General features: G+C 69.0%; 19 protein-coding genes, 1 other RNA gene and 2 pseudogenes. 18 read left to right on the top strand and 4 right to left on the bottom strand.

The features are described from left to right. Positions 1 to 36 precede the first annotated feature (36 nt). Positions 37 to 627 carry a DUF998 domain-containing protein gene (locus UQW22_RS18005; protein ID WP_407318550.1) on the top strand — a complete coding sequence of 197 codons (591 nt, stop codon included), beginning with the start codon at positions 37 to 39 and terminating at the stop codon, positions 625 to 627. A 30-nt stretch (positions 628 to 657) separates the two neighbouring features. Here UQW22_RS18005 and UQW22_RS18000 read toward each other — a convergent pair whose 3' ends face one another. Beyond that, on the bottom strand, positions 658 to 1,380 hold the full coding sequence (locus tag UQW22_RS18000; RefSeq protein WP_407318548.1) for an SDR family oxidoreductase: 723 nt from the start codon (positions 1,378 to 1,380) through the stop codon (positions 658 to 660). 128 nt (positions 1,381 to 1,508) lie between these two features. Between UQW22_RS18000 and UQW22_RS17995 the strand changes: the two genes are divergently transcribed. The 8 genes from UQW22_RS17995 (at position 1,509) to UQW22_RS17960 (ending at position 10,060) form a co-directional block, all read left to right on the top strand. Next, entirely contained in the window at positions 1,509 to 2,006 is a 498-nt protein-coding gene (locus tag UQW22_RS17995; protein WP_407318546.1) for a MerR family transcriptional regulator, read from the top strand. Between the two features lie 532 nt (positions 2,007 to 2,538). Continuing rightward, positions 2,539 to 2,682 carry a hypothetical protein gene (locus UQW22_RS17990; protein WP_407318545.1) on the top strand — a complete coding sequence of 48 codons (144 nt, stop codon included), beginning with the start codon at positions 2,539 to 2,541 and terminating at the stop codon, positions 2,680 to 2,682. 113 nt (positions 2,683 to 2,795) lie between these two features. Further along, positions 2,796 to 3,602, top strand: a complete 807-nt coding sequence (locus UQW22_RS17985; protein ID WP_407318544.1) for a hypothetical protein — start codon at positions 2,796 to 2,798, stop codon at positions 3,600 to 3,602. A gap of 311 nt (positions 3,603 to 3,913) precedes the next feature. After that, on the top strand, positions 3,914 to 4,504 hold the full coding sequence (locus tag UQW22_RS17980) for a hypothetical protein (protein ID WP_407318543.1): 591 nt from the start codon (positions 3,914 to 3,916) through the stop codon (positions 4,502 to 4,504). Positions 4,505 to 4,867: 363 nt separating this feature from the next. After that, positions 4,868 to 6,382: a recombinase family protein gene (locus UQW22_RS17975; RefSeq protein WP_407318542.1), complete on the top strand. Its 1,515-nt coding sequence runs from the start codon at positions 4,868 to 4,870 to the stop codon at positions 6,380 to 6,382. A gap of 678 nt (positions 6,383 to 7,060) precedes the next feature. Beyond that, positions 7,061 to 7,933, top strand: coding sequence for a hypothetical protein (locus UQW22_RS17970; RefSeq protein WP_407318540.1), 873 nt, complete (start codon positions 7,061 to 7,063; stop codon positions 7,931 to 7,933). Between the two features lie 598 nt (positions 7,934 to 8,531). Further along, positions 8,532 to 9,638, top strand: a complete 1,107-nt coding sequence (locus UQW22_RS17965; protein ID WP_407318539.1) for an RHS repeat-associated core domain-containing protein — start codon at positions 8,532 to 8,534, stop codon at positions 9,636 to 9,638. Next, positions 9,635 to 10,060, top strand: coding sequence for a hypothetical protein (locus UQW22_RS17960; RefSeq protein ID WP_407318538.1), 426 nt, complete (start codon positions 9,635 to 9,637; stop codon positions 10,058 to 10,060). The genes UQW22_RS17965 and UQW22_RS17960 overlap by 4 nt, the downstream gene beginning before the upstream one ends. A 197-nt stretch (positions 10,061 to 10,257) precedes the next feature. Here the strand turns inward: UQW22_RS17960 and UQW22_RS17955 are convergent, their stop codons facing one another. From UQW22_RS17955 to UQW22_RS17945, 3 genes and pseudogenes are all read right to left on the bottom strand, one after another. Further along, on the bottom strand, positions 10,258 to 11,574 hold the full coding sequence (locus UQW22_RS17955) for an ISL3 family transposase (protein ID WP_407318536.1): 1,317 nt from the start codon (positions 11,572 to 11,574) through the stop codon (positions 10,258 to 10,260). Between the two features lie 118 nt (positions 11,575 to 11,692). After that, positions 11,693 to 12,082, bottom strand: a pseudogene (locus UQW22_RS17950) (transposase); the annotation flags it as partial. Positions 12,083 to 12,350: 268 nt separating this feature from the next. Then, positions 12,351 to 12,512, bottom strand: a complete 162-nt coding sequence (locus tag UQW22_RS17945; RefSeq protein ID WP_407318535.1) for a hypothetical protein — start codon at positions 12,510 to 12,512, stop codon at positions 12,351 to 12,353. A gap of 410 nt (positions 12,513 to 12,922) precedes the next feature. Here UQW22_RS17945 and UQW22_RS17940 point away from each other — a divergent pair, with 410 nt between their 5' ends. The 9 genes and pseudogenes from UQW22_RS17940 to UQW22_RS17900 all read left to right on the top strand — a co-directional run bounded on the left by UQW22_RS17940 (position 12,923) and on the right by UQW22_RS17900 (position 23,645). Further along, the gene (locus UQW22_RS17940; RefSeq protein WP_407318534.1) at positions 12,923 to 13,288 is read left to right on the top strand and encodes an ankyrin repeat domain-containing protein; all 366 of its coding nucleotides are present in this window, start codon (positions 12,923 to 12,925) and stop codon (positions 13,286 to 13,288) included. Positions 13,289 to 13,310: 22 nt separating this feature from the next. Further along, positions 13,311 to 14,420 (top strand): peptide chain release factor 2, encoded by a 1,110-nt coding sequence (gene prfB / locus UQW22_RS17935; RefSeq protein WP_407318533.1) that lies wholly within the window; start codon positions 13,311 to 13,313, stop codon positions 14,418 to 14,420. Positions 14,421 to 14,669: 249 nt separating this feature from the next. Further along, positions 14,670 to 15,347 (top strand): annotated as a pseudogene (gene ftsE / locus UQW22_RS17930) (cell division ATP-binding protein FtsE); the annotation flags it as partial. Positions 15,348 to 15,668: 321 nt separating this feature from the next. After that, positions 15,669 to 16,580 (top strand): permease-like cell division protein FtsX, encoded by a 912-nt coding sequence (ftsX, locus tag UQW22_RS17925; RefSeq protein ID WP_407318532.1) that lies wholly within the window; start codon positions 15,669 to 15,671, stop codon positions 16,578 to 16,580. Positions 16,581 to 16,584: 4 nt separating this feature from the next. Beyond that, positions 16,585 to 18,078, top strand: coding sequence for a peptidoglycan DD-metalloendopeptidase family protein (locus UQW22_RS17920; RefSeq protein WP_407318531.1), 1,494 nt, complete (start codon positions 16,585 to 16,587; stop codon positions 18,076 to 18,078). Between the two features lie 94 nt (positions 18,079 to 18,172). After that, on the top strand, positions 18,173 to 18,673 hold the full coding sequence (smpB, locus tag UQW22_RS17915) for an SsrA-binding protein SmpB (protein ID WP_407318530.1): 501 nt from the start codon (positions 18,173 to 18,175) through the stop codon (positions 18,671 to 18,673). Positions 18,674 to 18,785: 112 nt separating this feature from the next. Further along, positions 18,786 to 19,152, top strand: a transfer-messenger RNA (tmRNA) gene (gene ssrA, locus UQW22_RS17910). A 91-nt stretch (positions 19,153 to 19,243) separates the two neighbouring features. After that, on the top strand, positions 19,244 to 21,787 hold the full coding sequence (gene hrpB / locus UQW22_RS17905) for an ATP-dependent helicase HrpB (protein WP_407318529.1): 2,544 nt from the start codon (positions 19,244 to 19,246) through the stop codon (positions 21,785 to 21,787). 124 nt (positions 21,788 to 21,911) lie between these two features. After that, complete coding sequence (locus UQW22_RS17900; RefSeq protein ID WP_407318528.1) at positions 21,912 to 23,645, top strand: BCCT family transporter; 1,734 nt, start codon at positions 21,912 to 21,914, stop codon at positions 23,643 to 23,645. The last annotated feature ends 8 nt before the right edge of the window (positions 23,646 to 23,653 follow it).

Genomic DNA, 23,653 nt, shown 5'->3' with positions numbered 1-23,653 from the left:
CTCCCGCGCGGTGGGCGCGTCGGGGAGGGTGGTGACATGTCGATGTGGGTCCCCGCCGTGTGCTGCTGGTCGTTCGTGGTCGTGTTCCTCGTCGACGGGTGGACCCGCCCGGGCTACTGGTGGGTGCGCCAGCCGGTGAGCGCGCTCGCCCTCGGACGGCGCGGCTGGCTGCAGACCGTGAACTTCCTGGTGTGCGGCGGGGCGGTCACGGCCGGGGCGCTCGTCGCGCGCGAGGACCTCGGCAACGGGCTGCTCGCCGTCGTCGTCGGGGTGTTCGGCCTGGCGCTCGTGGCGTCGGGGCTGTTCCGGATGGACCCGATGCGCGCTTACCCGCCTGGGACCCCGGACACCACCCCGGAGGAGACGTCGTGGCACCACCGGCTCCACGACCACGCCGGGGCCGTCGTGTTCGTGGCCGTGCCGGTGGCCGCCGTCGTCGCGGCCGTCGCCCTGCCGGAGGCCGGCTGGAAGGTCTACTCGGGGACGACGGCCGTCCTGGCGGGCGCCGGGCTCCACGTCTTCGGGCAGGCGTGGGAGGACGACGCCCCGCGGGCCGGCCTCCTCCAGAAGGCGACCATCGCCGTCGGATGGCTGTGGGTCGGGCTGCTGTTCGTCCGGGCCGCGTGAGCCGCGGCCCGGACGAACAGCTGTCGCTGCTCAGCCGGCCAGCAGCGCGTCGAGCTCGGCGTAGAACGCGGCGGGGTCGCCGGCGAGGGACGCCTTGACCATCGCGGTCCAGTCGTCGACGATCACCTCGATCGAGCCGGTGGCCAGGCCGTCGAGGGACGTACGGGGCACCTCGCGCGGATCGATCTTCGGCCCGTAGTAGCCCGCGGCGATGGCCGTGTCGGCGGCGCCGAGGAGCACCCCCTGGACGAGCGTGCCCTGCGAGGCGAGCTCGAGGCGCACGCCGTTGGTCAAGCTCCACTCGGCCGCCTTGGCGACGGCGTACGAGCCGGTGCCCGGCGCGACGAACCATGACAGGGCCGAGAGGACGTTCACGATCGCGCCCCCGCCGTTCGCCGCCAGGGCGGGGCGGAGCTCGCGGATCACGTCGAGCGTGCCCCAGAAGTGCGTGTCCATCTCGCGGCGCACGTCCGCCAGGTCGCCCGTGGTGAGCGAGGCGCCGGTCGCGATGCCGGCGTTGTTGACGAGCAGGGTCACGTCGCGTGCCGCGTCGGCGGCCGCGACGACGGACTCATGGTCGAGCAGGTCGAGCCGTAGCGGCACCACGCGGGGGTCGTCGATGTCGAGGCTCTCGGGGCGGCGAGCCGTCGCGTAGACCTTGCTGGCTCCACGGTCGAGCAGCTCGAGCACGAACTCGCGGCCGATGCCGCGGTTGGCTCCGGTGACGAGGGCGATCTGACCGGTGACGTCCATGGGTTTCTCGGCTTTCTGGAGAAGAGGTGGCGGGTCCGACCGGGCTTGGTCGGCCGGCGTCGGTTACGCTAAGAGTTCACGTTGACGTCAAGGGCAAGCGCTGAGGCCAGGATCACAGGAGGGCACGGATGCGAATCGGCGAGGTGGCACGCCGGGCAGGCGTCAGCACCAGAGCGCTCCGCTACTACGAGGAGCAGGGGCTGCTCGCCGCGGAGCGCACCGACAGCGGCCAGCGGACGTACCCGGAGTCGGCCGTCGAGCGTGTCCGGCTGATCCAGCAGTTCTTCGCCGCCGGACTGCCCAGCCGGATCGTCCTGCAGGTGCTGCCCTGCGTCGAGACGGGGGAGGGGCCGCCCGAGCTCTTCGAGCTGCTGGCCTCCGAGCGGGACCGCATCACCGCCGCCATGGCCGACCTCGCCGCCGCGCGCGACGCCCTGGACCACATGATCGACGTCGCGAACCATCCGACCCCGGAGCACTGCCCTGCCCTGCGCGAGCCCGCCTGGGCACCGTACGACCCGTCGGGCGCGGTCATGGCTGCCGGCAGCACGGTCGCGGCCGCGCCCTCCGACGCTGCGACGCCCGACGAGCACCGCAGCGAGAGGCAGCCGTCGTCGGCGACGTGATCCTGTCCGCGATGCGGACCAACGTCCGGAGCTCGCCCGTGCGACGGGACGGGGCCTGCCGACCGTTGTCCTAAGCGGACCACGGCGCTGACCAGGTGTTTCGCCGCCCCGAGGGCGCGGTAGCGGCCGACAGGCGCCACGGACGCGAGCTCTGTCCACAGAGTGGCAGCGGCGCCATGGCGATGTTCGCTACGCGTCGGCGACGCCTGAAGGCCCGGAATGTCCCCGACCGAGAGGTTCGCCCGGTGACCATCGACGTGCCGCTGCGCGACGACGCGACCGGCATCCTGCAGCACGAGGTGCGCGAGCTGATCCGTCGTCGTGGCCTCGACCCGTCAGCGACCGTGGCGGCCTCTACCGACCGGTGGTCGAGGCGGCGGCCGACTATGCCGACCGAGTGTCGCTCGGCGTCGCGAGTCCACGCTCGACCTCGTTGACACGCCTGATCGAGCGTTGGCGACCTTACCTTCTGCACTCTGCCAGAAGCTCGGCAACGCTCGATGGGTGAACCACGTCGCAGGCGGATCGCCAGGTGAGCGACCGGCCAGTCCGCTGGTCCTACGTTCTGAACTGGTTCAATGGCCGTGCCTATCGGTCGCTCACCCTCGATGGGTTCCTGAACTGGATCATGAACGACGGGACGGTGATCAACTGGCAGCCCTTCGACGTGGCCTGATCCACCCCACCAGGACGCCCGCCTCTCGATCTCGGAGTGGCGCGCTTCGCCGTGGACTGGGTGAACTTCCGATACACACCTTCTGAGAGCTTCAATCCTGCGAGGATGGGCAGATGCCCACTGAAGCATCTGTCGCGCGCGATCTCCTCTACTACTCAGGCGCTCGGGACTCTGGATTCGACAGGATCACCGAAGCGGACGACGCCGCGGAGGTACATCTTCGCGAGGTCCAGAACGCCATCCGTGCGGCCAACGAGTCTTCGGATAACGCCCTGTTCCTCGCGGGCGTGATGAACCGACTCCTCCGCAAGGCTGACGGTAAGTCGACGGCGGGCAGGTGGACTGCGTCTGCCGTGGACTCGGTGCGGTCGGCCCTGCTGTACGCGTCCGCTGGCCTCGACGTCTCGCTGAAACGCCTAGTTCGGCATGCCCTGCCCATGCTCCCCGACATCGACAGCCGGGTGGAGGTCCGCTTTCAGAAGTGGGCTGAGGTGAAGATGCAGGGCACCAACGGAAGCATCGATGCCCAAGCCCTCATCCGCGTACTGATGACGAAGGGCGAGAGCCCACGGGACTCGCTCATGACCGCGTGGGTCGCGGACCTCACGGCGGGTAGCGCCCAGTCGGCACAGCGCGTCGCGGAAATCGCTCAGGCACTCGGCGTAACCGATCCGTCGATCATGAAGCGCGTCCAGCCGGGCAAGTCCTCTCGTACCGTTCTGGAGGGGGCCTTCGAGGCTCGAAATCTGATCGCCCACGAACTCGACGTCATCGACCCGGACGCTGAGGTGAGGAAGCGGTTGGAGAACATCCGACAGTATCGGGGTCATGACGAAATTGCCGCCTGGTGTGTCGAGCTCCTCGACCTCACCCAACTGATCGCGAACAACGTCGCCAAGCGGCTGGACGCAGCCGTATAGGCCGACTCTGGAGATCTCGCTGTAGCGGCGTCGGGCTGGCCGGTAGGGCGTCGGTCGGGCGGGCGATAGGGGGCGATGCTGAAAGCTCAGGGCATCGCAGGACATCAACGCGGCGTGGAAAATTGGGGACGGAGGATCGGTCCGCTCCTTGACATCCAGCGGACGTGCGCAGATCGACATGCGCGCTCTGGGCGCCGGTACCACTGACACGGGCGCGACGATCAAAACTCCTGCGGTCGTACAAGGTGCTTCCGCCACTCGGCGCTGAGTACCAGCCCGCGGTGTCAGAGCCTTCATCTAGGCTCCGACACATGCCGCCTATCGACGTTGTGCTACAGCAGGAGACCGGAATCGACTGGTCGACGGTGGCCGTCGCCATCGCTTCCTTCCTGGGTGTCTTGTTGGGCTCTACCTTGACGGCATGGGTGACGCATCAAGCCTCCAGGCGCAACGCAAGCTTGGTGCTCGATGTGGAGTATGGGCGGATCGAAACCGAGCATCGCAGGCATCTCCGTAGGCTCGTCGCCGACGTCGCAGCCGTCTCACAGGAACGGTCTAACCTCGCGTTCGAGCACGCCGCGAGGGCCAAGCAGAACGCTCTCGACGGGTGGACTGACACGCAACAGACCCGGTTTCGGGAGACCCATCATGAGTTGCTCCGGACAACCGCCCTGGTGAAGCTCACGACAGCTGACCAACGGATCCTGGAGCCGATCAAGGATGTGCTGAAGACCGAGAACGAGTTCCGCGAGTACAACGACCAGTTCAGCGGTCCTGCAGTCGGCAACCAGCAGCGACTCGAAGCCCAAGCGCTCATCTGCGAGAGGCTTGACGCTGCCGCCGCCGTACTCGTACAGGCGTGCACGGAAGTCCTGGCAGATCCGCCCTCGCTACGTCGCTAGAAGTGACGGAACCGCCCTGGATCTGATGGAGGCTCTGGAGTGCCCCGGCTTCCGTGGAGTCAGATTGCTGGCACCTAGGTGCTCGTGGGGTGTTGGGTACCAGCCGGTGAGAGCCACGACCACCGGCACGCGGGCCGTAAACGTGTCACTGCACTCCGCCATCGACGGGTTCTACCGCCTGGCCTACACCGAGCAGCCGGACGATCTGCGGACTGCACAAGCATGACAAAGCCGTGAGTAGCGGCGATGCTCCGGCGTGCGTTGATCCAGATCTCCATGGTGTAACGTTCGTCGCCACACGTCGGGATAGCGGCGCGCGTCGTAGTCGTGGATCCCGCAGCTACGACCCTTGAGGAGTTCGCCATGCCTGCCACGGAGACCGGAGCCGACCGTCTTGTCGACCTCTACCTTCGTCTCTCGAACGCCGTCGACGGCGCCGACTCACTGGTTCGTCAGGAACGCGATCTCCGCGAGTGGGCGGACCGCGAGGGGCTCTTCGTCCGTAAGGTCTGGAGCGACTACGGCCGTTCCGGCTTCGATAGGAACGTCCGTCGCGACGGATTTGATTCTGCCGTGCGCGCAGTCGTTTCCAAAGAGGCCGGGACCCTCGCGGTCTGGAAACTCGACCGCTTATCCCGCCGGGGGGCGGCGCATATAGCCCCGATCGCCGAGGAGGTGGCAGCGGCGGGAGGTCGCATAGTCTTCCTCATGGACGGCCTTGACTCGCAACAGACGACTACGCGCATGGTCATCAACCTCCTCTCAGACTTCGCGAGGTCCGAATCCGAAAACACGTCGACCCGCGTGAGGAGCCGCAAGGCGGCTGACCGCGCGGCCGGTCGCTTCCTTGGCGGCGCAGCGCCGATCGGCTACAGACTCGACGACGACCGCCGCCTCCGACCGCACGCGACGGAGTTCGCCCTCATGCGCGAACTCGTCCAGCGCGTCACCGACGGCGAGTCGCTTCTCGCAGTAGCGCGCGACTGGAATGCCCGGGAGATCCCCACCCGGCGCGGCGGCCTCTGGCGACCGAGCACGCTCTCAAACGCGCTCCGCTCGCCGACGCTCGCCGGGCTCATGACGCAGATGGACGAGAACGGCGCGATCCGCGCTTACCGCGACCCCGAGACGGGGGAGCACGTGTGTTTGATCGCAGAGGGCTTCGAGGCCGTCGCGACGGGGGCCGAGCAGGCGCGTCTACTCGCGGTCATGGACGGCCGTCTCCGGCAATGGGGTCGCGGGCGCCGCGTCGTGCGTCAGCCGAAGAGCCTCCTCGGCCTTGTTGTGAAGTGTGCGTCGTGCCGCCGTTCCCTGACTACGTTCGGCGAGTCATACCGCTGCAAGCGGTCCTTCACCGACGGGACCGACTGCACCGGCCCGGTGACCGTCCGCGTCGCAACACTCGACGACGCCGTCCGTCGCGCATGGTCCCGACGTTTGGCCGCGCTCGAGCCTGGCTCGGCCGTCCTCGACCGTGTCGGCGAGAGGTGGCTTCGTAGGTTCAACCCGGTGCTGCTGAAGGAGCGCGCGGACCTCCTATCGGAGATCGAGGAGTCGAACGCTCGACTCGTGAAGGCCGACGCGGACCACTACCAACGAGGCACCCTTGATGGCGAACGGCACGACCGCGTCACGGCTGCTCTCTTGTCGCGGCTGACGGACCTCCGTGCCCGCCTCGCCGCCCTGCCCACGCCGAAGGCGGACCTCAGAGCACTCCTTGACCCCGACCTCTCCCTTCCGGCGATCGAGGAAGCTCCGGTCGCCGAAGCGCGCGATCTCCTCCGCCTAGCGATCGAGGCCGTCTATGTCTCGCCCGCGCCGAGGGCGGGCGCGCGCTTCGTTCCGGCTGACCGGCTGACGTTCGATTGGGTCGAGTAGGGCCGACTTCTCAACGCCTCCGCCTAGGTGCTCTCGGAGTACTTCGCGAGGTCCTCCCACTCGGTCAGAAGGCGCCGACACTCGGCGCGCAGCGAGCGACCGGCCAGCAGTTCGGACGTGGCGCGGCGGATGACGTCGCCTCGGACTCGCGGACGGTCGCGCCGCCGGCCTCGTAGCCGTGCGGGTGCTTCCCTCCCCGGTACTGGCCCGAGGCGGCTGCCGCCTCCTTATGGGAGCGGATGCGCTTGCGGGTCCTCTCGATCTCGTACTGTGCCACCAAGCCGAGTTAGCGCAGCGATGGCGCGGCACTCGGTCTCCTGCCGCTCGACGCCGAGCGCGGAGCCTGCACGGTCCTTCGAGATCCGGCAGTAGATCGCCGCCTTCACTGCGCCCCGATTTCCTTGTTTCGGTAACTGCGTTCTATGCCTTCCCCTTCGTTGTGCTCGTGCCCGCCAGACTGTGTTCCCGGCCGGATCGCGGCGTGACCGCGCCAGGTGCACAGCACTTGGTCACGCTGGACGTCGAGGGTGCGCCTGCCACCTTCGGCGCGGCGACAACGCAGTCGTGGAAGCAGGCCTAAGCTGCGGCGTTCGAAGCATGGGCGGCTGAGCACCCGAAGCGCGACCCGGAGTTGACTGTCGTCGCGCCGTGTCTACAGGTTCAGGCATACTCGGTGCCATGAATGAGTGGCGGCCGATGGGGCAGACCGACGAAGATGCAGCGGTGCTGGTCGAGCATGTACCTCTTTGGGCTGCTGCAAGCGTTGCATCGTGGCTGCGTGAAGTTTTACGACCGCAGATTGTCGGTGTCAGCAACTTCGGCGGCGCTAGTTGGGTGGGTCAGTTCGACCGGAGAATGCGTCTTTATGACCCAATCGCACCGCTGTTTGAGCAGATGGATTTCCGACCTTTCCTGGACAGGTTGATCCAGCGCGATCTTGATATTTCGTTTCTTGACTTTCTGGTGTATAAGCTACATGAACTTGGAGGCTGGGCGGGAGGTAAATCGTACAGCGGGTCTTCCCTAGAGAGGATGCCCGAAGTTCTCGAGCATCTATTTTGGGAGTCCGGCGTCGCGTGGAAAGTCGGTACACGAGGCGAGTTTGCTGGCCTAGAACGTCGAGTTCCGGAGGGTGTGCAGGTCGCGGCCGAGTCGGTAATGAACGGATCGAACCACGCGGGCGACATATTGTCTGAAGCGTGGCACGCAGCGTTCGGTGTTGCCCCTGACGCCTCCAAGGCTTACGGCCTGGCAATTAAAGCCGTCGAGACGGCGGCGAAGCCTGAGGTGTCGCCCAAGGACGATGTAGCGACACTCGGGAAGATGTGTGGTGTGTTGCGAGACCAGAAATGGGGTCTTTCGCTCGCTCGACAGGATGACGACGGACTCATTCTGCGCGAGATGGTCAGTGCGCTTTGGACGGGACAGAGCGGCCGACACGGCTCTGACGGGCCGCTTGCGACGCCGACTCAGGAGCAAGCGGAGACGGCCGTCATGCTCGCGGTTCCGTTGGTCCACTGGTTCAGTTCCGGGGCTGCAGCCCGGCGCTGACGGCTAGCGGTTACGCCAAACTTCTTGGTTTCCTGGACGTGGAGCCCGGGGCTGGGCGCTTGTCAGCCGATTCGTCGCGGGCCACCCGACGTCGAGTCGGTGCTGGTCGTCTGCTGTGGGTTCCTTGTCGAAGTTCAGCTCGACGAGGGCGGTGACCTCAACGGAGGTGGGCGTGCGCGGCTACCAACGAACTTTGACCGTGTGAGGTGGTCACGGGTCTTCCCAAGGTCGTCGAGGCCGTCAGCCCGGACGGGCGTGGTGCCCGGGTCAGCCTCGTCGCGACGTCCCACCCGCCGTTGGTGCGGTCGTTCGGCGGCGGGATCACCGTGACCGCGACCGCGGCAACACCACGACCCGCGCGGTCTCCGGTCAGCCCGCTCAGGGACTGACCTGGGACCCCGAGGGCGAGCTCGCGGAGGTCAGCGAACTCGGTGAGACCACCTCCGAGTTCGTCTACACCGCCGATGGTGACCGACTGGTCCGCAAGCAGGACGACACCACAACGGTCTACCTGCCCGGCGGGCAAGAACTCACCCTCACCGCCAGCGGCACCAAGAAGGCCACCCGCTACTACTCCTTCGCCGGCCAGACCATCGCCGTGCGAGACGGCACCAGCTTCGACGACGTGTCCACCCTGGTCGGGGACCACCACGGCACCGCCGGACTGTCCATCACCAACGTCAGCGCCACCACCACCCACCGATACAGCACACCCTTCGGCGGACCCCGCGGCACCACCCCCGCCACGTGGACCGGCGACCACGGATTCCTCGACAAGCCCGAAGACACCACCGGCCTGACAGTCATCGGCGCCCGCTACTACGACCCAGGCCTCGGCCGATTCATCTCCGTCGACCCCGTCATGGACCTCGCCGACCCCCAACAATGGGCCGCCTACAACTACGCCAACAACAACCCCACCACCTGGTCCGACCCCACCGGGCTCCTGCCCACCTTCAACACGATCCCCGGTGCCGGCGGCAAACCACACTTCAATACGCCGTCCGGGCGCAAGGGTCCCAGCACAAGCGGCGGTGGCAGCGGCGGATCCGACTCCGGTGGGGGGAGTCCGGAACCGATAACCGTCGAACCGCCAGTGGAACTTCCCGAACCGCCAACCGTCAGGTCAGACCCTGGACCAGGCACGTTCACCGGAGACATCAATGACATCCCCGCGGATGGGCTCCGACCTGGCACCAAGGTGGATCAAAGCCTGCTAGCAGCCTTGCTGTCGACGCCACGACCCGACTCCTGGGTATACGAGCTTGAGCCGATTGTCGGTGAATGTACAGGACAATCAATGCACCTTAACGAAGCATGTGTTGACCCTATATCGCCTCGGCAGTACCTTGAGCGACATGAGGCCCTTACGGAGGGTGCAGCTAACGCTGCAGGTGCCGTCAGCCTTGCCGCGTCGCTGGCGGCAGTGCCAACGGGCGGAGCCACCGTGCCGGTGGCCTCTGCGACGGGCTATACTTCAGCAGGATTCTCGGCGGTTAATGGGCTTCAGAATCTTGCGCTAGGAAATAGCGGCGACGCGACAAACTCGTTCATTTCCGCGGGTGGCGGTGTCGCTACAGCCGGCTTCGGCTCTGCTGTCGACAGGGGGTTTGCGGCAATGGGTGGATCAGATGTGTACTTTACTAGTTTCGTTCTGGACCTAGGTGGATGGGGAATCACAAATGGGGTGATCGCAAACCAATGAGTAAAACAGTACCGCGCAACAGCATTTTTGCCTTGTTTTGGCCGGCGGTCTGGGCCATACCTATCTTTGGCTCGTTAGTTGCAGTTATTGATATGACTGAGCAACTCAAGCTTGACGGCCTGGTTGCTTTCCTGTGCGTTGCGAGTTCTTGGTGTTTTCCGTTAGGGCTCGTATACTTTTTGGATCGACGAGTGGGCGTTGGCATCGCGGCAACACGCACCGCCCTCGGCGTGCGGCTCTTGATCGCTACACTGGCACTCACCGCACTTGCCGGAGGCCTGCTTATTTGGACGATCGCTTCTTGGCTTTGGTTTGCATTCTTTCCGGCGCTCCTCGGGTTGTCACTTGAAGTGTCTCGCCGCATACTTGCACAAAAGTACTTGAAAGACGGCAGCGCATGGCGAATGGGGATTGTTCGCTAACTCGGGCCTTAGAGGCGTCTCACGGGCCTGATCGTCGGGTTCCTCGTTGAAGGTGTAGCAGGACGGGTACTGCGGCGGTGATCTCAGTGGGGAGGTAAGGGTCGAGCGTGACCTTCTGCATCGATGACCAGGTCTTCTTGAGCAGGGCTTTGCCGCATTCGGCCACGGACCGCAGTCCGGCCAGGAGCTTTGCGGGCTCATCCGATCTGAGGGTGTAGTCGGGGTCTGAAGCCTCCGGCCTCGAGCAGGGATCGGGCGATGTAGTGGGTGAGGTTGCGGAAGCCGAGTGCGGAGCCGCGCAGGTGCTCGAGGCGGCCGTTGATGGCCTCGGTGGGGCCGTTGCTCGTTCCGGGCAGGTCGAAGAATGCCAGCACGTCGGCGGCGCGTTTCTTCAGGGTCCGGCCGAGGGTGACGAGCTCGCTGAGCGCGGCGGGGACGCCGCGTGTCAGGGAGTCGATCACCGCGTTCATCAGCGCGCGGCCCTGGGTGCGGTCGGGGTGGCGGTAGGCGGTGATCATGCGCTGGTAGATGCCCCAGGTCGCCTCGACCTCGACATGCTCCTCGCGGGCGAACAGGGCCTCGATCCTGGTCTTCTGCTTGTCGGTGAGCAGTTCTGCGCCGGTGTGCAGGGTCCGCCGCGCCTTGTAGAGCGGGTCGCTGGCTCGGCCGCGGTGGCCGTGCAGATCGAGTTGGACCCGGCGGCGGCACCGGTCCAGGACGTCACCGGCGAGGCGCACGACGTGGAACGGGTCCATCACGGCGGTCGCGTCGGGCAGTTCCTCGGCTGCAGCGGTCTTGAAGCCGGTGAACCCGTCCATCGCGACCACCTCGACGCCGTCGCGCCAAGTCTTCGGGCGGGCGGCGAGCCAGGTCTTGAACGCGCTCTTGGAGCGCCCTTCGACCATGTCGAGCAGGCGGGCCGGGCCGGTGCCGTCACGGATCGGGGTCAGGTCGATGACCACGGTGACGTATTTGTCCCCACGGCGTGTGTGCCGCCAGACGTGCTCGTCGACGCCGATCACGGCCACGCCGTCGAACCGAGCCGGATCGTCGATCAGCGTCCGGCGTCCCTCGGCGAGGACGGCGGCGTTCGCGGTGTCCCATGACATGTCCAGAGCTTCGGCGATCCTGGCGACCGTCAGATGTTGCCAGACCAGCGCGACCAAGGCCCAGCGCACTGCCGCCCGCGAGAGCTTCGCCCGTGGCTCGGCTGCGCCCGTGGTGTCCTGGCGCCACACCCGTCTGCAGGTCGCGCAGCGGTAGCGGCGCACCCTGATCAGCAGCGTTGTCGGCCGCCATCCGAAGGGCTCGTGGGCCAGCAGCCGCGAGACGGTGTCACGCACGACGCCCTCGGCACCGCACCCGCGGCAGAACGCATCGTTCTCGCGCGTCACGACGCGGCACTCCAGCACCGCACGGTCGGGCTCCAGGCGTTGCCCGGCCACGACGAAGCCGAGCTCGTCCAGACGGCAGAACGTGGTCAGGTCAGGGCGGTGGAAGGTAGCGTCGCTCACGTCGAGGTCTTCTGGATGGGTTGGTGTAGGAACCCCCATCAACAGGGGACCTCGACCCATCTCCCGACCAGGTCACGCCACCGCTGTCACACCCTCAGATCGGATGAGCCATAGTGGCTCAACGCAGATGAGGGTGTAGCCGTGGTCTGAAGCCGCCGGCCTCCAGGGGGCAAGCGGGCGATGTAGTGGGTCGGGTTCCGGCAGCCGAGGGCGGAGCCGCGCAGGTGCTCGAGCCGGCCGTTGATCGCCTCTGTCGGGCCGTTGCTCGAGCCCGGCAGGTCGAAGAACGCCAGCACGTCTGCGGCACGCTTGCGCAGGGTGCGGCCGAGGGTGGCGAGCTCGGTGAGGTGGCCGGGACGGCGCGGGCCAGGGAGTCGATGACGGCGGTCATCAGGGTGCGGCCCTGGGCGCGGTCCTCGTGGCGGTAGGCGGTGATCATGCGCTGATAGATGCCCCAGGTCGCTTCGACCTCCACGTGCTCCTCGATCGCGAACAGTGCCTCGATCCTGGCCGTAGGGCAGGTCACCTTGACACCTATCCGTGCAGCAGTCCCCAGCAGGGTCGGCGCCGGTGTGCTCGACGTCGAGGCCATAGCGGGTGCGCAGTTCATCACGCATACGCTCCTCGGCCCGGGCGGCGTCGGAGTCCTCCTGGGCCCACGCGCGGGCCACCTGGTAGGTGTGCCCGATCTGCTCGGCGCCTGCCCCGTCCCACCAGTCCCCGCGGTGCACGCCGGCGAATTCGGTCCGCGCGGCGCGCTGCTCGACGTCCATGCGCTAGCGCAGCTCGCGCGCTTCCTGCTCACTGGCCGCCTTGGCCCGTCGTAGGGCATCCTCGCGGGCGCGGGCGAAGCGCTCGCCCACCTGCCCCGCGGTGGAGACGAGGACTCGGAGCTGGCCCTCGAACGCTTCCTCGATGCCGTCTGATACATCGACCATCGCAGGTACTCTCTTCCGATCGTTCGGTGCCCCGGTCCGGGCCTCGTGCGGTGGTCTGTCCGCGCCTCGGGGTCGAGGGCCGTCGTCGCGGTCTGGGTCGGCGCCATGTCGCGCCGCCCGCTGAATGAATCGCCTGCAAGTCGTAGTGGCTGGTCTGGGGCTGGCTGGCAGGTTGGGGGCGAGAGGTTCTTTCCGCTCGAGTCGGGGTCGAACACGCAGGGATTGGTAGAACTGACCCCTGCCGGAATGCGACCTGCCCGAGGACGTGCTGAAGGCCCACTGCCATTGCTTCGGCACCTTCAGGGTCGATTGACGGTAACCCGGAGGCGCGACGACTGCGGTGGGTGGGTTGTCTCGGGATGGCTTCGCGAGACGGACTTCGGCGACCGAGCTGCGCGATACTGGCCCGCATGAACGACAAGCTTCCCGTCGACCTGGACCAGATGTTCGACCTCGCCCGCGCGGGCGAGACCCTGCTCCTGGAGTTCGTCGACGCCGGTGTCCCGGCCGACCACGCGGACGCCCAGGGCAACACGCTGCTCATGCTGGCCGCGTACCACGGTCACGCCACGCTCGTCCGCGGTCTGGCGGACCGTGGCGCGGACGTGAACCGCCTGAACGCCCGCGGCCAGTCACCGCTCGCGGGTGCCGTCTTCAAGGGGGAGCCGGCGGTGATCGACGTGCTGGTCGAGGCGGGTGCCGACGTCGACGCGGGGGAGCCGAGCGCCCGCGCGACGGCCGCGATGTTCGGCAGGGCGCTGCCGGGGGCCTCCTGAGCGGCAGGTAGGCTTGAACATCGTGGCCACCATCGATTTTCCCGCCGAGATCAAGGCGCTCCGCTCGACCCTCCAGAACATCGAGTCGGTGAGCGACCCTGCTGAGCTGCAGGAGCGGATCGAGATGCTGTCCGACCAGGCGGCTTCTCCGGACCTGTGGGACGACCAGGACAACGCGCAGAAGGTCACCTCCGCGTTGTCCCACGCGCAGAGCGAGCTCGAGCGTGTGAAGCGCCTCGCGAGCCGGATCAACGACGCCGAGACGCTCGTCGAGCTGGGCCGCGAGATGGAGGACGCCGACTCCCTCGAGGAGGCGCAGGCCGAGATCGAGGCCATCCGCAAGGACCTGCGGTCGCTCGAGGTCCGGACCCTGCTCAACGGCGAGTACGACGTCCGCGCCGCCGTCGTGACGATCCGTGCCGGTGCCGGTGGCGTCGACGCCGCGGACTTCGCCGAGATGCTGATGCGCATGTACCTGCGCTGGGCCGAGCGCCACGGCTACCCGACCAAGGTCATGGACACCTCCTACGCCGAGGAGGCGGGCCTGAAGTCCGCGACGTTCGAGGTGGACGCCCCGTACGCGTTCGGCCACCTCTCGGTCGAGGCGGGTACGCACCGCCTGGTGCGCATCTCGCCGTTCGACAACCAGGGACGCCGGCAGACGTCGTTCGCCGCGGTCGAGGTGATCCCGCTCATCGAGCAGACGGACTCCATCGAGATCCCGGAGAACGAGCTGAAGATCGACGTCTTCCGCTCCTCGGGCCCGGGCGGCCAGTCCGTGAACACCACGGACTCCGCGGTGCGCATGACGCACATCCCCACGGGGACCGTGGTGTCGATGCAGAACGAGAAGTCGCAGATCCAGAACCGCGCTGCCGCGCTGCGTGTCATGCAGTCGCGCCTCCTGCTGATCCGTCAGGCGGAGGAGGCCGCGAAGAAGAAGGAGATGGCCGGGGACATCAAGGCGTCGTGGGGCGACCAGATGCGCTCCTACGTGCTGCACCCGTACCAGATGGTCAAGGACCTGCGCACCGAGCACGAGTCCGGCAACACCCAGAACGTGTTCGACGGCGCGATCGACGAGTTCATCGAGGCCGGCATCCGCTGGCGTCGTTCGGGCGGCCAGAGCTGATCCGAGCGCGACGACCTCGCGCTACCTCGCGCCGTCGTGCGCTACCTCGCGCCGGGCTGCGCTACCTCGGCGGAATGGGCGCTACCTCGGCGTTTGGCGGATTTCCGCCGTTTGTCCGTAGTTGCGCCGAGCAACAGGTTGACCCGCGACACACCGGCGTGTCGTCCGACGGCACACCCGAGGCGTCGTGCGACTCTCGACCAGGCGAGCGCGGCAGACAGCGGCGTCCGCGCGGGGGAGGGGCACGCAGTGATCCGGTTCGAGAACGTCTCGAAGGTCTACGCCCGGGGGGCGCGACCTGCGCTCGACGACGTCTCCGTCGACGTCGAGCGCGGTGAGTTCGTCTTCCTCGTGGGCGCCTCCGGTTCGGGCAAGTCCACGTTCCTGCGGCTCGTGCTGCGCGAGGAGCGGCCCACCGGCGGGCGGGTGTACGTCGCCGGCCGCGACCTGACCCGGCTCTCGGCGTGGAAGGTGCCCTCGCTGCGGCGCGGCATCGGCATGGTCTTCCAGGACTTCCGGCTGCTGCCCAACAAGAACGTCTACGAGAATGTCGCCTTCGCGCTGCAGGTCATCGGCCGACCGCGGCATACCATCCGCACCACCGTGCCGGAGGTGCTCGAGTGGGTCGGCCTCGACGGCAAGGAGAAGCGCCGCCCCCACGAGCTCTCCGGCGGTGAGCAGCAGCGCGTCGCGATCGCCCGCGCGTTCGTCAACCGGCCGCAGATCCTCCTCGCCGACGAGCCCACCGGCAACCTCGACCCGACGACGTCCCTCGGCATCATGCGACTGCTCGACCGCATCAACAGCACCGGCACCACCGTGGTGATGGCGACGCACGACGACGAGATCGTCAACGAGATGCGCCGTCGCGTCGTCGAGCTCTCCACCGGGCACGTCGTGCGCGACGAGGCCGACGCGGTCTACGGGCGCCGGGAGGACATCCTGCCGCTGGTCGGGCCGGCACCGATGCTCGACGCTCCCGGCCGCGGTGTCCCCCGGCGCGGGACGGCGACGCCACGCATCGTCGTCCAGCCGGAGCCCGGCGACGTCGCCGCGGAGCAGGCCGCCGAGGCCGCCGTCGGGCACGGGGCGTTCGAGGAGGACGCGCACGACGCCGTCGCTCCCCTGGCCGAGGACCCCGTCGGCACCGCGCCGGCCGAGGCGCCCACCGAACCCGAGCCGCTCGAGGACCGGCCGACCCGGTCGCGTCGCGCGATGTCCCGCGCCGGCGCCGAGGAGGTCTGAGCGGTGCGTCTGCAGTTCATCCTCGTCGAGGTCCTCCAGGGCCTGCGGCGCAACGCCACCATGGTGGTCTCCGTGGTGCTGGTGACGTTCGTGTCCCTGACCTTCGTCGGCGCGGCCGCACTGCTGCAGACGCAGGTGACCAAGCTCAAGGGGGACTGGTACGACCTCGTCGAGGTGTCCGTCTTCCTGTGCCCCGACGGCTCCACGGTCCCCACCTGTGCCGAGGGAGAGGCCACCGAGGACCAGATCGCCGCGGTCGAGGAGGCGATCGCCACCGAGCTGGACGACGTCGTGTCGACCACCTACTTCGAGTCCCAGGCCGAGGCGTTCGAGGCCTTCTCCGCCCGCTACCCGGACGGGTACCAGGGCACGCAGCTCACCGAGGACGACATGCAGGCGTCCTACCGGCTCCAGCTCGCCGACCCCGAGCAGTACCAGGTCGTCGACGACGTCCTCGGCGGTCGCGACGGCGTCGAGGTGGTCGAGGACCAGCGCGCGGCCTTCGAGCCGCTCTTCCTCGCGCTCAACCGCGCGTCCCTGGTCGCGGTGGGCCTGGCCGCGGTCATGCTGCTGGCTGCGGCACTGCTGATCACCACCACGATCAGGCTCTCCGCCGTGTCGAGACGGCGAGAAACAGGCATCATGCGTCTCGTGGGTGCGTCGAACCTCTTCGTGCAGCTGCCCTTCATGCTGGAGGGGGCCATCGCCGCGCTCGTGGGCGCCGTGCTGGCCGTGGGCGGGCTGTGGCTCGCCGTGCAGTACCTGGTGGTCGACTGGCTCGCCGAGTCGGTCGACTGGGTCAACTACGTCACGACCGCCGACGTCCTGGCCATCGCCCCGCTGCTGCTCGGCGTCGCCGTCGCGCTCGCCGTCGCGTCCTCCGTCGTCACCCTGCACCGCTACACGAGGGTGTGATCCCATGACCTCGCGTCCCGCCTCCCGCCTGCGCCGGATCATCGGTGCCGCCGTCGTCGGCCTGCTCGTCCTGGGACCGTCGGCACCGGCGCTCGCCGACGAGATCGACGACCAGCGCGCCGCCGCCGAGCAGGAGAAGCGCGAGAAGGACGCCGAGCGCGAAGACCTCGAGCTCGCCCTGGAGGACACCAACGCCGAGTTCGCCCAGGCCGTGCTCGACCTCAACACGGTCGAGGCGCGGCTGCCCGTGGCCCAGGCCGAGCTGGCGGAGGCGCAGGCCGCACTCGCCGAGGCGCGGCGCAAGGCCGAGGTCCTCGCGCAGCGCCTCGCCGACGCCGAGGACGAGGAGACGCGGATCTCGGAGGAGATCGCGGCGGGCGAGGGGCAGTCCGAGGAGGCCCGGTCCGACGTCGTCGCGATGGCCCGCGAGGCGTATCGACGAGGCGACGACGTCAGTGCGCTGGGCCTCGTCACCGGCGCGCAGTCGACGCGCGAGTTCCTCGAGGACATGTCCGTCAACTCCTCCGCAGCGCGCAGCCAGTCACGAGCCGTCGCCGAGCTGCAGGAGGCGCAGACGGTGGCGCGCAACCAGGAGGCCCGGCTCGTCGCGATCCGCGAGACCATCGCCGACCTCAAGGCGGAGGCCGACGCCAACGTCGTGGTCGCCGAGCAGGCGGAGCAGGACGCCGCGGACCGCAAGGCCGAGGTCGAACAGCTCATCGAGGAGCAGAAGCGGCTCAAGGCATCGATCGAGGAGCAGCGCGACGAGACCGTCGCGGAGCTCGAGGAGAACGAGGCGCAGCGGGCGACCGTCGAGGACGAGATCCAGGCGATCATCGTCAAGCAGGAGGAGCGCGACCGCCGCCTCGAGGAGGAGCGCAAGCGCCTCGAGGCCGAGGAGCGCCGCCAGCGGGAGGCCGAGGCGAAGCGGCAGGCCGAGCGAGAGGCCGAACGCCGTGCCGAGCAGGAGGAGTCCGACAAGGGCGGCTCGAGCGGAGGTGGCTCCGGCGGTGGCGGAGGCGGGTCCGGCGGCGGAGGCGGTGGTTCCGGTTCCGGCGGCAGTGGCGGAGGCTCCGGTGGCGGAGGCTCCTCCGGCCCGTTCCTCGGCTGGCCCACGAACTACCACGTGGTCACCAGCTCGTACGGCCAGCGATTCCACCCGCTCTACAACGCGTGGCGGCTGCACGCGGGCACCGACATCCGGTCGTACTGCGGCACGCCCATCTACGCGGCCCAGAGCGGGTACGTGGAGCAGGCCTACTACGGCAGCGGCCCGGGCAACAACGTGCTCGTCAACCATGGCCGGCACCAGGGCGACAGCGTCATGTCCCGCTACCTGCACCTGTCCCGCGACGTGGTGAGCGTGGGGGAGAAGGTCGACAAGGGCGAGATCATCGGGTACTCCGGGACCACCGGCAGCTCGACGGCGTGCCACCTGCACTTCGAGGTGTACGTCAACGGCAGCACCGTCGACCCGATGGGCGGCTGGCTCAACTGACGCGCTGATCGCCGAGCGCGGAAAAGGTCTGGACCGCCGTCGTCGGCCGCGTATCCTGGGACGCTGCGGTACCGCGACCAGGGGAGGGGGAGCCGTGTCCAACAAGGCCAAGGGCGCCAAGAAGAAGGCGGACGACCCGCGCCAGGTCGTGGCGAACAACAAGAGGGCGCGCCACGACTTCGTGATCGAGGACGTCTTCGAGGCCGGGATCGTCCTGTCCGGCACGGAGGTCAAGGCGCTGCGCATGGGCCGCGCCTCGCTCGTGGACGGCTACGTCGCGATCGACCACGACGAGGCCTGGCTGGAGAACGTCCACATCCCCGAGTACTTCCAGGGCACGTGGAACAACCACACGCCCAAGCGCAAGCGCAAGCTCCTCCTGCACCGCGACGAGATCGACCGCCTCGGCGTGAAGTCGCGGGAGAAGGGGCACACCATCGTGCCGCTGCGGCTGTACTTCCTGGACGGCCGGGCCAAGGTGGAGATCGCGCTGGCCCGCGGCAAGAAGGAGTACGACAAGCGTCAGACGCTGCGCGAGAAGCAGGACATGCGCGAGGCGCAGCGGGCGATCCGCCAGAAGGAGCTCCTCAGCTGACAGGACCGGTGCGCGGCGCCGGCCCGGCGGGCCGGAATATCCGTGCGCACGGTGTCGTTGGTGCACTACAGTGAGACCGTCGGCCTGCGGGCCGGCGCTTGACAACACCACAGGGGCTGATCGGTTTCGACGGTGGTCGTGATTCCAGGAGAAGCGGGCCGAGGAGGCAGGCTCATCTCGTGAACGATGCCTGCAAACCTATAGGTGCCGATAACAAGCGCACCGACTTCGCCCTCGCCGCCTGAGCGAGCCTCGAAGTCCGTGAGCCCGGGATTGCTCTCGACCCGGTAGCTCACGTCATCTAGAGAGCCACTGCTCGTAGCCCTCGTCGTCGGGGCTGCGGGGACTCTTAGACGACTGAGCCCGTCCACACCTCGTCTGCGTGAGTGTGGGGGCTGAGAAAAGCGCAGCAGACTGCGCCCGGAGAAGTCCTGGAACAGCGTCACCGGACCCGGGTTCGATTCCCGGCAGCTCCACCCCGTGCCCGAGGCCCGGGCTCCTGCCAGCAGACTCGCCGGCAGGGGCCCGGGCCTTGGCTGCGTCCTGGCCGGGCACGGCACACTGGAGCCCATGTCCCTGGCCGTGCTCGCTGATCTCCTCGCCGCCCCGCCGGCGCTGCCGGTCGCCGGCGGCCTCGCCGAGCTGTCCGCCGCGGTCCGCACCTCGGGAGTCGCGGTGCTGCAGTCCCCGCCCGGGAGCGGCAAGACGACTCTGGTTCCTCCCACGCTCGCGGTCGCTCAGGGCGGCCGCGTCGTCGTCACCCAACCGCGCCGGATCGCCGCCCGCGCCGGTGCTCGCCGGCTCGCCGGGCTCCTCGGCGAGCCGGTGGGGCGCACTGCTGGTTTCTCGGTGCGTGGGGACCGGCAGACCGGTCCGGAGACCCTCGTGGAGTTCGTCACCGCCGGCACGCTGCTGCGCCGCCTGCAGCACGACCCGGAGCTCCCCGGCGTCCGGGCCGTCGTGCTCGACGAGGTCCACGAGCGTCAGGTCGACGGCGATCTGCTGCTCGCCATGCTGGTCGAGGCGCGTGCGGCGCTGCGCGAGGACCTCGCCGTCGTGGCCATGTCCGCCACGGTCGAGGCGGGCCGGGTCGCCGCGCTGCTCGGGGAGGACGCCTCGGTCGTCACCGTGCCCGGTGCCCTGCACCCGGTCTCGACGGTGTGGTGCCCCGCGCCGCGCTCCGCACCGCGCCTGACGCCCGGGGGCACGAGCCGCGAGTTCCTCGGTCATGTCACCGACGTCCTGGGACGGGCGCTGCAGGAGCAGGCCGGCGACGTCCTGGTCTTCCTCCCCGGCGCCCGGGAGGTCGACGACGTGGTGCGCCTCGCTCGCGCAGCCTTCCCCCGGGTCGACGTGCTGCCCCTTCATGGTCGCCTCCCGGGGGCCGAGCAGGACCGCGCCCTGCAGGCGACGTCGGGCCGGCGGGTCATCGTCTCCACGGCGGTGGCGGAGTCATCGCTCACCGTCCCGGGAGTGCGGGTCGTGGTGGACGCCGGCCTGGTGCGTGAGCCCCGCACCGACCACCACCGGGGACTGGCGGGGCTCGTCACCCGCAGCGTGAGCCAGGCCGCGGCCGAGCAGCGCGCGGGACGTGCCGGGCGTCAGGGCCCCGGCACCGTGTACCGGTGCTGGTCCGAGGCCGAGCACGCCCGGCTGGAACCCCACCCGCGTCCCGAGATCCAGACCGCCGACCTGACCGGTCCGATGCTCGAGCTCGCGGTGTGGGGCGCGCCGGGTGGGAAGGGGCTCGCGCTGCTGGACGCGCCGCCGCCTGCCGCGGCGGCCGCCGCGGACGCCGTCCTCGCTGAGCTCGGCGCCGTGACGGCCGACGGCGTCGTCACCGCGCGGGGCCGGGCCATCGCCGCGGTCGGGACCGACCCGCGGCTGGCGCGCGCGCTGCTCGACGGCGCCGAGGCGGTCGGTCCGCGGGTCGCCGCGGAGACGGTCGCGCTGCTCGCGGCCGACGGCGGCCCGAGCGACGTCGACCTGTCGGCCGCGTTGCGCCGCCAGCGCTCCGCGCCGGGGCGGAGCAACCCGTGGCGGCGCGAGGCGGATCGCTGGGAGCGGGTCGTCGCGCGACGGGAACGCAGCCCGCGCGACGACCGGGCCGGGACGTCGATCGGTACGCACGGGGTCAGCCTGGACCTCGCCGTCGGGATCGTGACGGCGTTGGCCCATCCCGACCGCATCGCCCGCAAGCGGCCGGGATCCGACCGGTACCTCATGGCGGGGGGAGCGGGGGCGCGCCTGCCCGGGGGTGCGTTGGCGGGCAGCGAGTGGCTCGCCGTCGCGGAGGCGACCCGGTCTCCCGGGCAGCCCGACGCGCTCGTCCGGTCGGCGGTCCCGATCGACGAGGCCACCGCCCGCGAGGCGGGCGCGAGCCTGCTGAGGACCGTCGACGACGTCGCCTGGCGGGACGGCCGGCTGGTGTCACGCCGCGTGGAGCGGCTGGGTGCGATCGAGCTGTCGGCGAAGCCCTTGACCCGGCCGCCGTCCGAGCTGGTGGCGGCGGCCGTTCAGCGCGGCCTGCGTTCGGAGGGGATCGACCTGGTGCCCTGGCCCCCGGCAGCGGTCTCGTTGCGGCGCCGGCTCGCCTTCCTCCACGCAGCGCTCGGCGAGCCGTGGCCGGACGTGTCCGACGCGGCGCTGGAGGACCACGTGCCCGCTTGGCTCGGGCCGGACCTCGACCGGGTGCGGACCGGCCGGGACCTGCGCCGCGTGGACACGACGACGGCGCTGCGCAGGCTGCTCCCGTGGCCCGAGGCCGCCCGGCTCGACGTCCTCGCCCCCGAACGCGTCACCGTCCCCACCGGCTCGGCGCTGCGCGTGGACTACTCCGACCCGGACCGGCCCACGCTGGCCGCGCGGATCCAGGAGGTCTTCGGCTGGCAGGGTGCGCCCGCCTTGGCCGACGGGCGGGTGCCGCTGGTCCTGGAGCTGCTCTCCCCGGCGCAGCGGCCCGCCGCGGTGACCGCGGACCTCGCCGGGTTCTGGCGCACCGGATACCCGCAGGTGCGGTCCGAGCTGCGCGGGCGCTACCCCAAGCACCCGTGGCCCGAGGATCCCGCGGCCGCCAGCGCGACGACGCGGACCAAGAGAGCCTCGCGCGGCTGAGCCCGCAGCACGTCGGGACGCCGCTCCTTCCGCCTCCCGACGCGCGGGGAACGGCCAGGTGCTGGACTATCGACTTCTGCACCCTCAGGGTGGACGTGATGACCGTCACAGGGGAGTGGTAGCCATGGCCGAGGGAAAGCTCGACGTCGTCGCGAGGCGGCTGGGTCTCCGGACCGACCCGATCATCTTCTTCGTCTCCGCGGCACTCATGGTGCTGTTCCTCGTGGTCCTGATGATCTTCCCGACGCCGATCGGCAACGCCTTCGGCAACGGCCGCGAGTGGATCGTCACCAATCTCGGCTGGTTCTTCATCCTGGGCGTGACGGTCTGGCTCGTCTTCCTCGCGTGGGTGGCGCTGAGCCGCTACGGCCACCTGCGGCTCGGACCCGACGACGCGAGGCCGGAGTACGGCAACCTCTCGTGGTTCGCGATGCTGTTCGCCGGCGGGATCGGCACGGTGCTGATGTTCTGGGGCGTGGCCGAGCCCATCTCCCACTTCGGGACGCCACCGTTCGCCGGGGTGGAGCCGTACTCGGCGGAGGCGGCCGAGGACGCCATGTCGGTCTCGCTGTACGACCTGGGCCTGCACACCTGGACGATCTTCACGCTGCCCGGCCTCGCCTTCGGGTACTTCGTCTACCGGCACGACCTCCCGCTGCGCGTCAGCTCGGTGTTCTACCCGTTCCTCAAGGAGTGGATCCACGGGCCGATCGGCCGCACGATCGACATCTTCGCGGTCCTCGGCACGCTCTTCGGCCTGGCGGTGTCGCTCGGCCTGGGGACGTCCCAGATCGGGGCCGGCATCAACCACCTGCTGCCGGAGGTCGACAACAGCACGTGGTTGCAGGTCGGCATCATCACGGTGCTGACGGCCGTCGCGGTCACGTCGATCGTCGCGGGCCTCGACAAGGGCGTGAAGCGGCTGTCGAACATCAACATCCTCATGGCCGTCGGACTGATGATCTTCATCCTCATCAGCGGCGACACCGTGTTCCTGCTGCGACAGATCCCGCAGAGCATCGGCGTCTACCTGCAGGACCTGACGGGGCTGGCGTTCTGGAACGACGCGATGTCGCCCTTCACCAAGGACGGTGGCTGGGGCTGGCAGGGTGACTGGACGGTCTTCTACTGGGCCTGGACGGTCACCTGGGCACCGTTCATGGGCGTGTTCCTCGCGCGCATCTCCAAGGGCCGCACCATCCGCCAGTTCGTCGCGGGCGTGCTCCTCGCGCCGACGCTGTTCACCATCGTGTGGTTCGTCGTGTTCGGCTGGTCGGCGATGCAGCTCGACGGGATCGGCGGGGACGGCGGGATCATCTCCGAGGCGGTCGAGGTGGACGTGGCGCTGGCCATGTTCACGTTCTTCGAGCAGTTCCCGGCCGCGACGCTGATCTCCGGCATCGCCGTGGTGGTGGTCGCCCTGTTCTTCGCCACGTCCTCGGACTCGGCGTCGCTGGTGGTGGACATGCTCTGCGCCGGCACACCGGACGCCGGGCCGACCCGTCAGCGGGTGTTCTGGGGTGTGAGTGAGGGGGCGCTCGCCGCGTCGCTGATCATCCTCGGCGGCGTGACCAACGCCGACGGTCTTGCCGCTCTGCAGCAGGTCATCACGGTGATCGGGCTGCCGATCTTCATCCTGGTGTTCCTCATGATGTTCTCGATGATCAAGGCCTTGTCCACCGAGCGGCGGGCGGCGATCGAGGCGCAGTTCGCGGGCGTTCTCGCCAAGCGCGACCGTGCGGAGCGTCGAGGCCGGCCGAAGGTGGCGGGCCGGGGCCGGAACCGCGATCCGGACGAGGAGCCTCTTGTGCCGGTCGAGGAGGGCGAGAACGAGGAGGACGCCATCGACCGGGCCTGATTGTCAGG

The organism is Isoptericola halotolerans (assembly GCF_045689585.1).
GTDB classification, from domain to species: Bacteria; Actinomycetota; Actinomycetes; order Actinomycetales; family Cellulomonadaceae; genus Isoptericola; species Isoptericola halotolerans_B.
This window is presented reverse-complemented; position numbering and strand designations above follow the sequence as displayed.

Bases quoted from the DNA above. Each gene is read 5' to 3' on its own strand.
- UQW22_RS17985 (WP_407318544.1), top strand. From the start codon at position 2,796: ATGCCCACTGAAGCATCTGTCGCGCGCGATCTCCTCTACTACTCAGGC.
- UQW22_RS17960 (WP_407318538.1), top strand. From the start codon at position 9,635: ATGAGTAAAACAGTACCGCGCAACAGCATTTTTGCCTTGTTTTGGCCG.
- UQW22_RS17970 (WP_407318540.1), top strand. From the start codon at position 7,061: ATGAATGAGTGGCGGCCGATGGGGCAGACCGACGAAGATGCAGCGGTG.
- UQW22_RS17980 (WP_407318543.1), top strand. From the start codon at position 3,914: ATGCCGCCTATCGACGTTGTGCTACAGCAGGAGACCGGAATCGACTGG.
- UQW22_RS18005 (WP_407318550.1), top strand. From the start codon at position 37: ATGTCGATGTGGGTCCCCGCCGTGTGCTGCTGGTCGTTCGTGGTCGTG.
- UQW22_RS17975 (WP_407318542.1), top strand. From the start codon at position 4,868: ATGCCTGCCACGGAGACCGGAGCCGACCGTCTTGTCGACCTCTACCTT.
- UQW22_RS17940 (WP_407318534.1), top strand. From the start codon at position 12,923: ATGAACGACAAGCTTCCCGTCGACCTGGACCAGATGTTCGACCTCGCC.
- UQW22_RS17900 (WP_407318528.1), top strand. From the start codon at position 21,912: ATGGCCGAGGGAAAGCTCGACGTCGTCGCGAGGCGGCTGGGTCTCCGG.
- UQW22_RS17920 (WP_407318531.1), top strand. From the start codon at position 16,585: ATGACCTCGCGTCCCGCCTCCCGCCTGCGCCGGATCATCGGTGCCGCC.
- hrpB (WP_407318529.1), top strand. From the start codon at position 19,244: ATGTCCCTGGCCGTGCTCGCTGATCTCCTCGCCGCCCCGCCGGCGCTG.
- UQW22_RS17945 (WP_407318535.1), bottom strand. From the start codon at position 12,512: ATGGTCGATGTATCAGACGGCATCGAGGAAGCGTTCGAGGGCCAGCTC.
- UQW22_RS18000 (WP_407318548.1), bottom strand. From the start codon at position 1,380: ATGGACGTCACCGGTCAGATCGCCCTCGTCACCGGAGCCAACCGCGGC.
- UQW22_RS17995 (WP_407318546.1), top strand. From the start codon at position 1,509: ATGCGAATCGGCGAGGTGGCACGCCGGGCAGGCGTCAGCACCAGAGCG.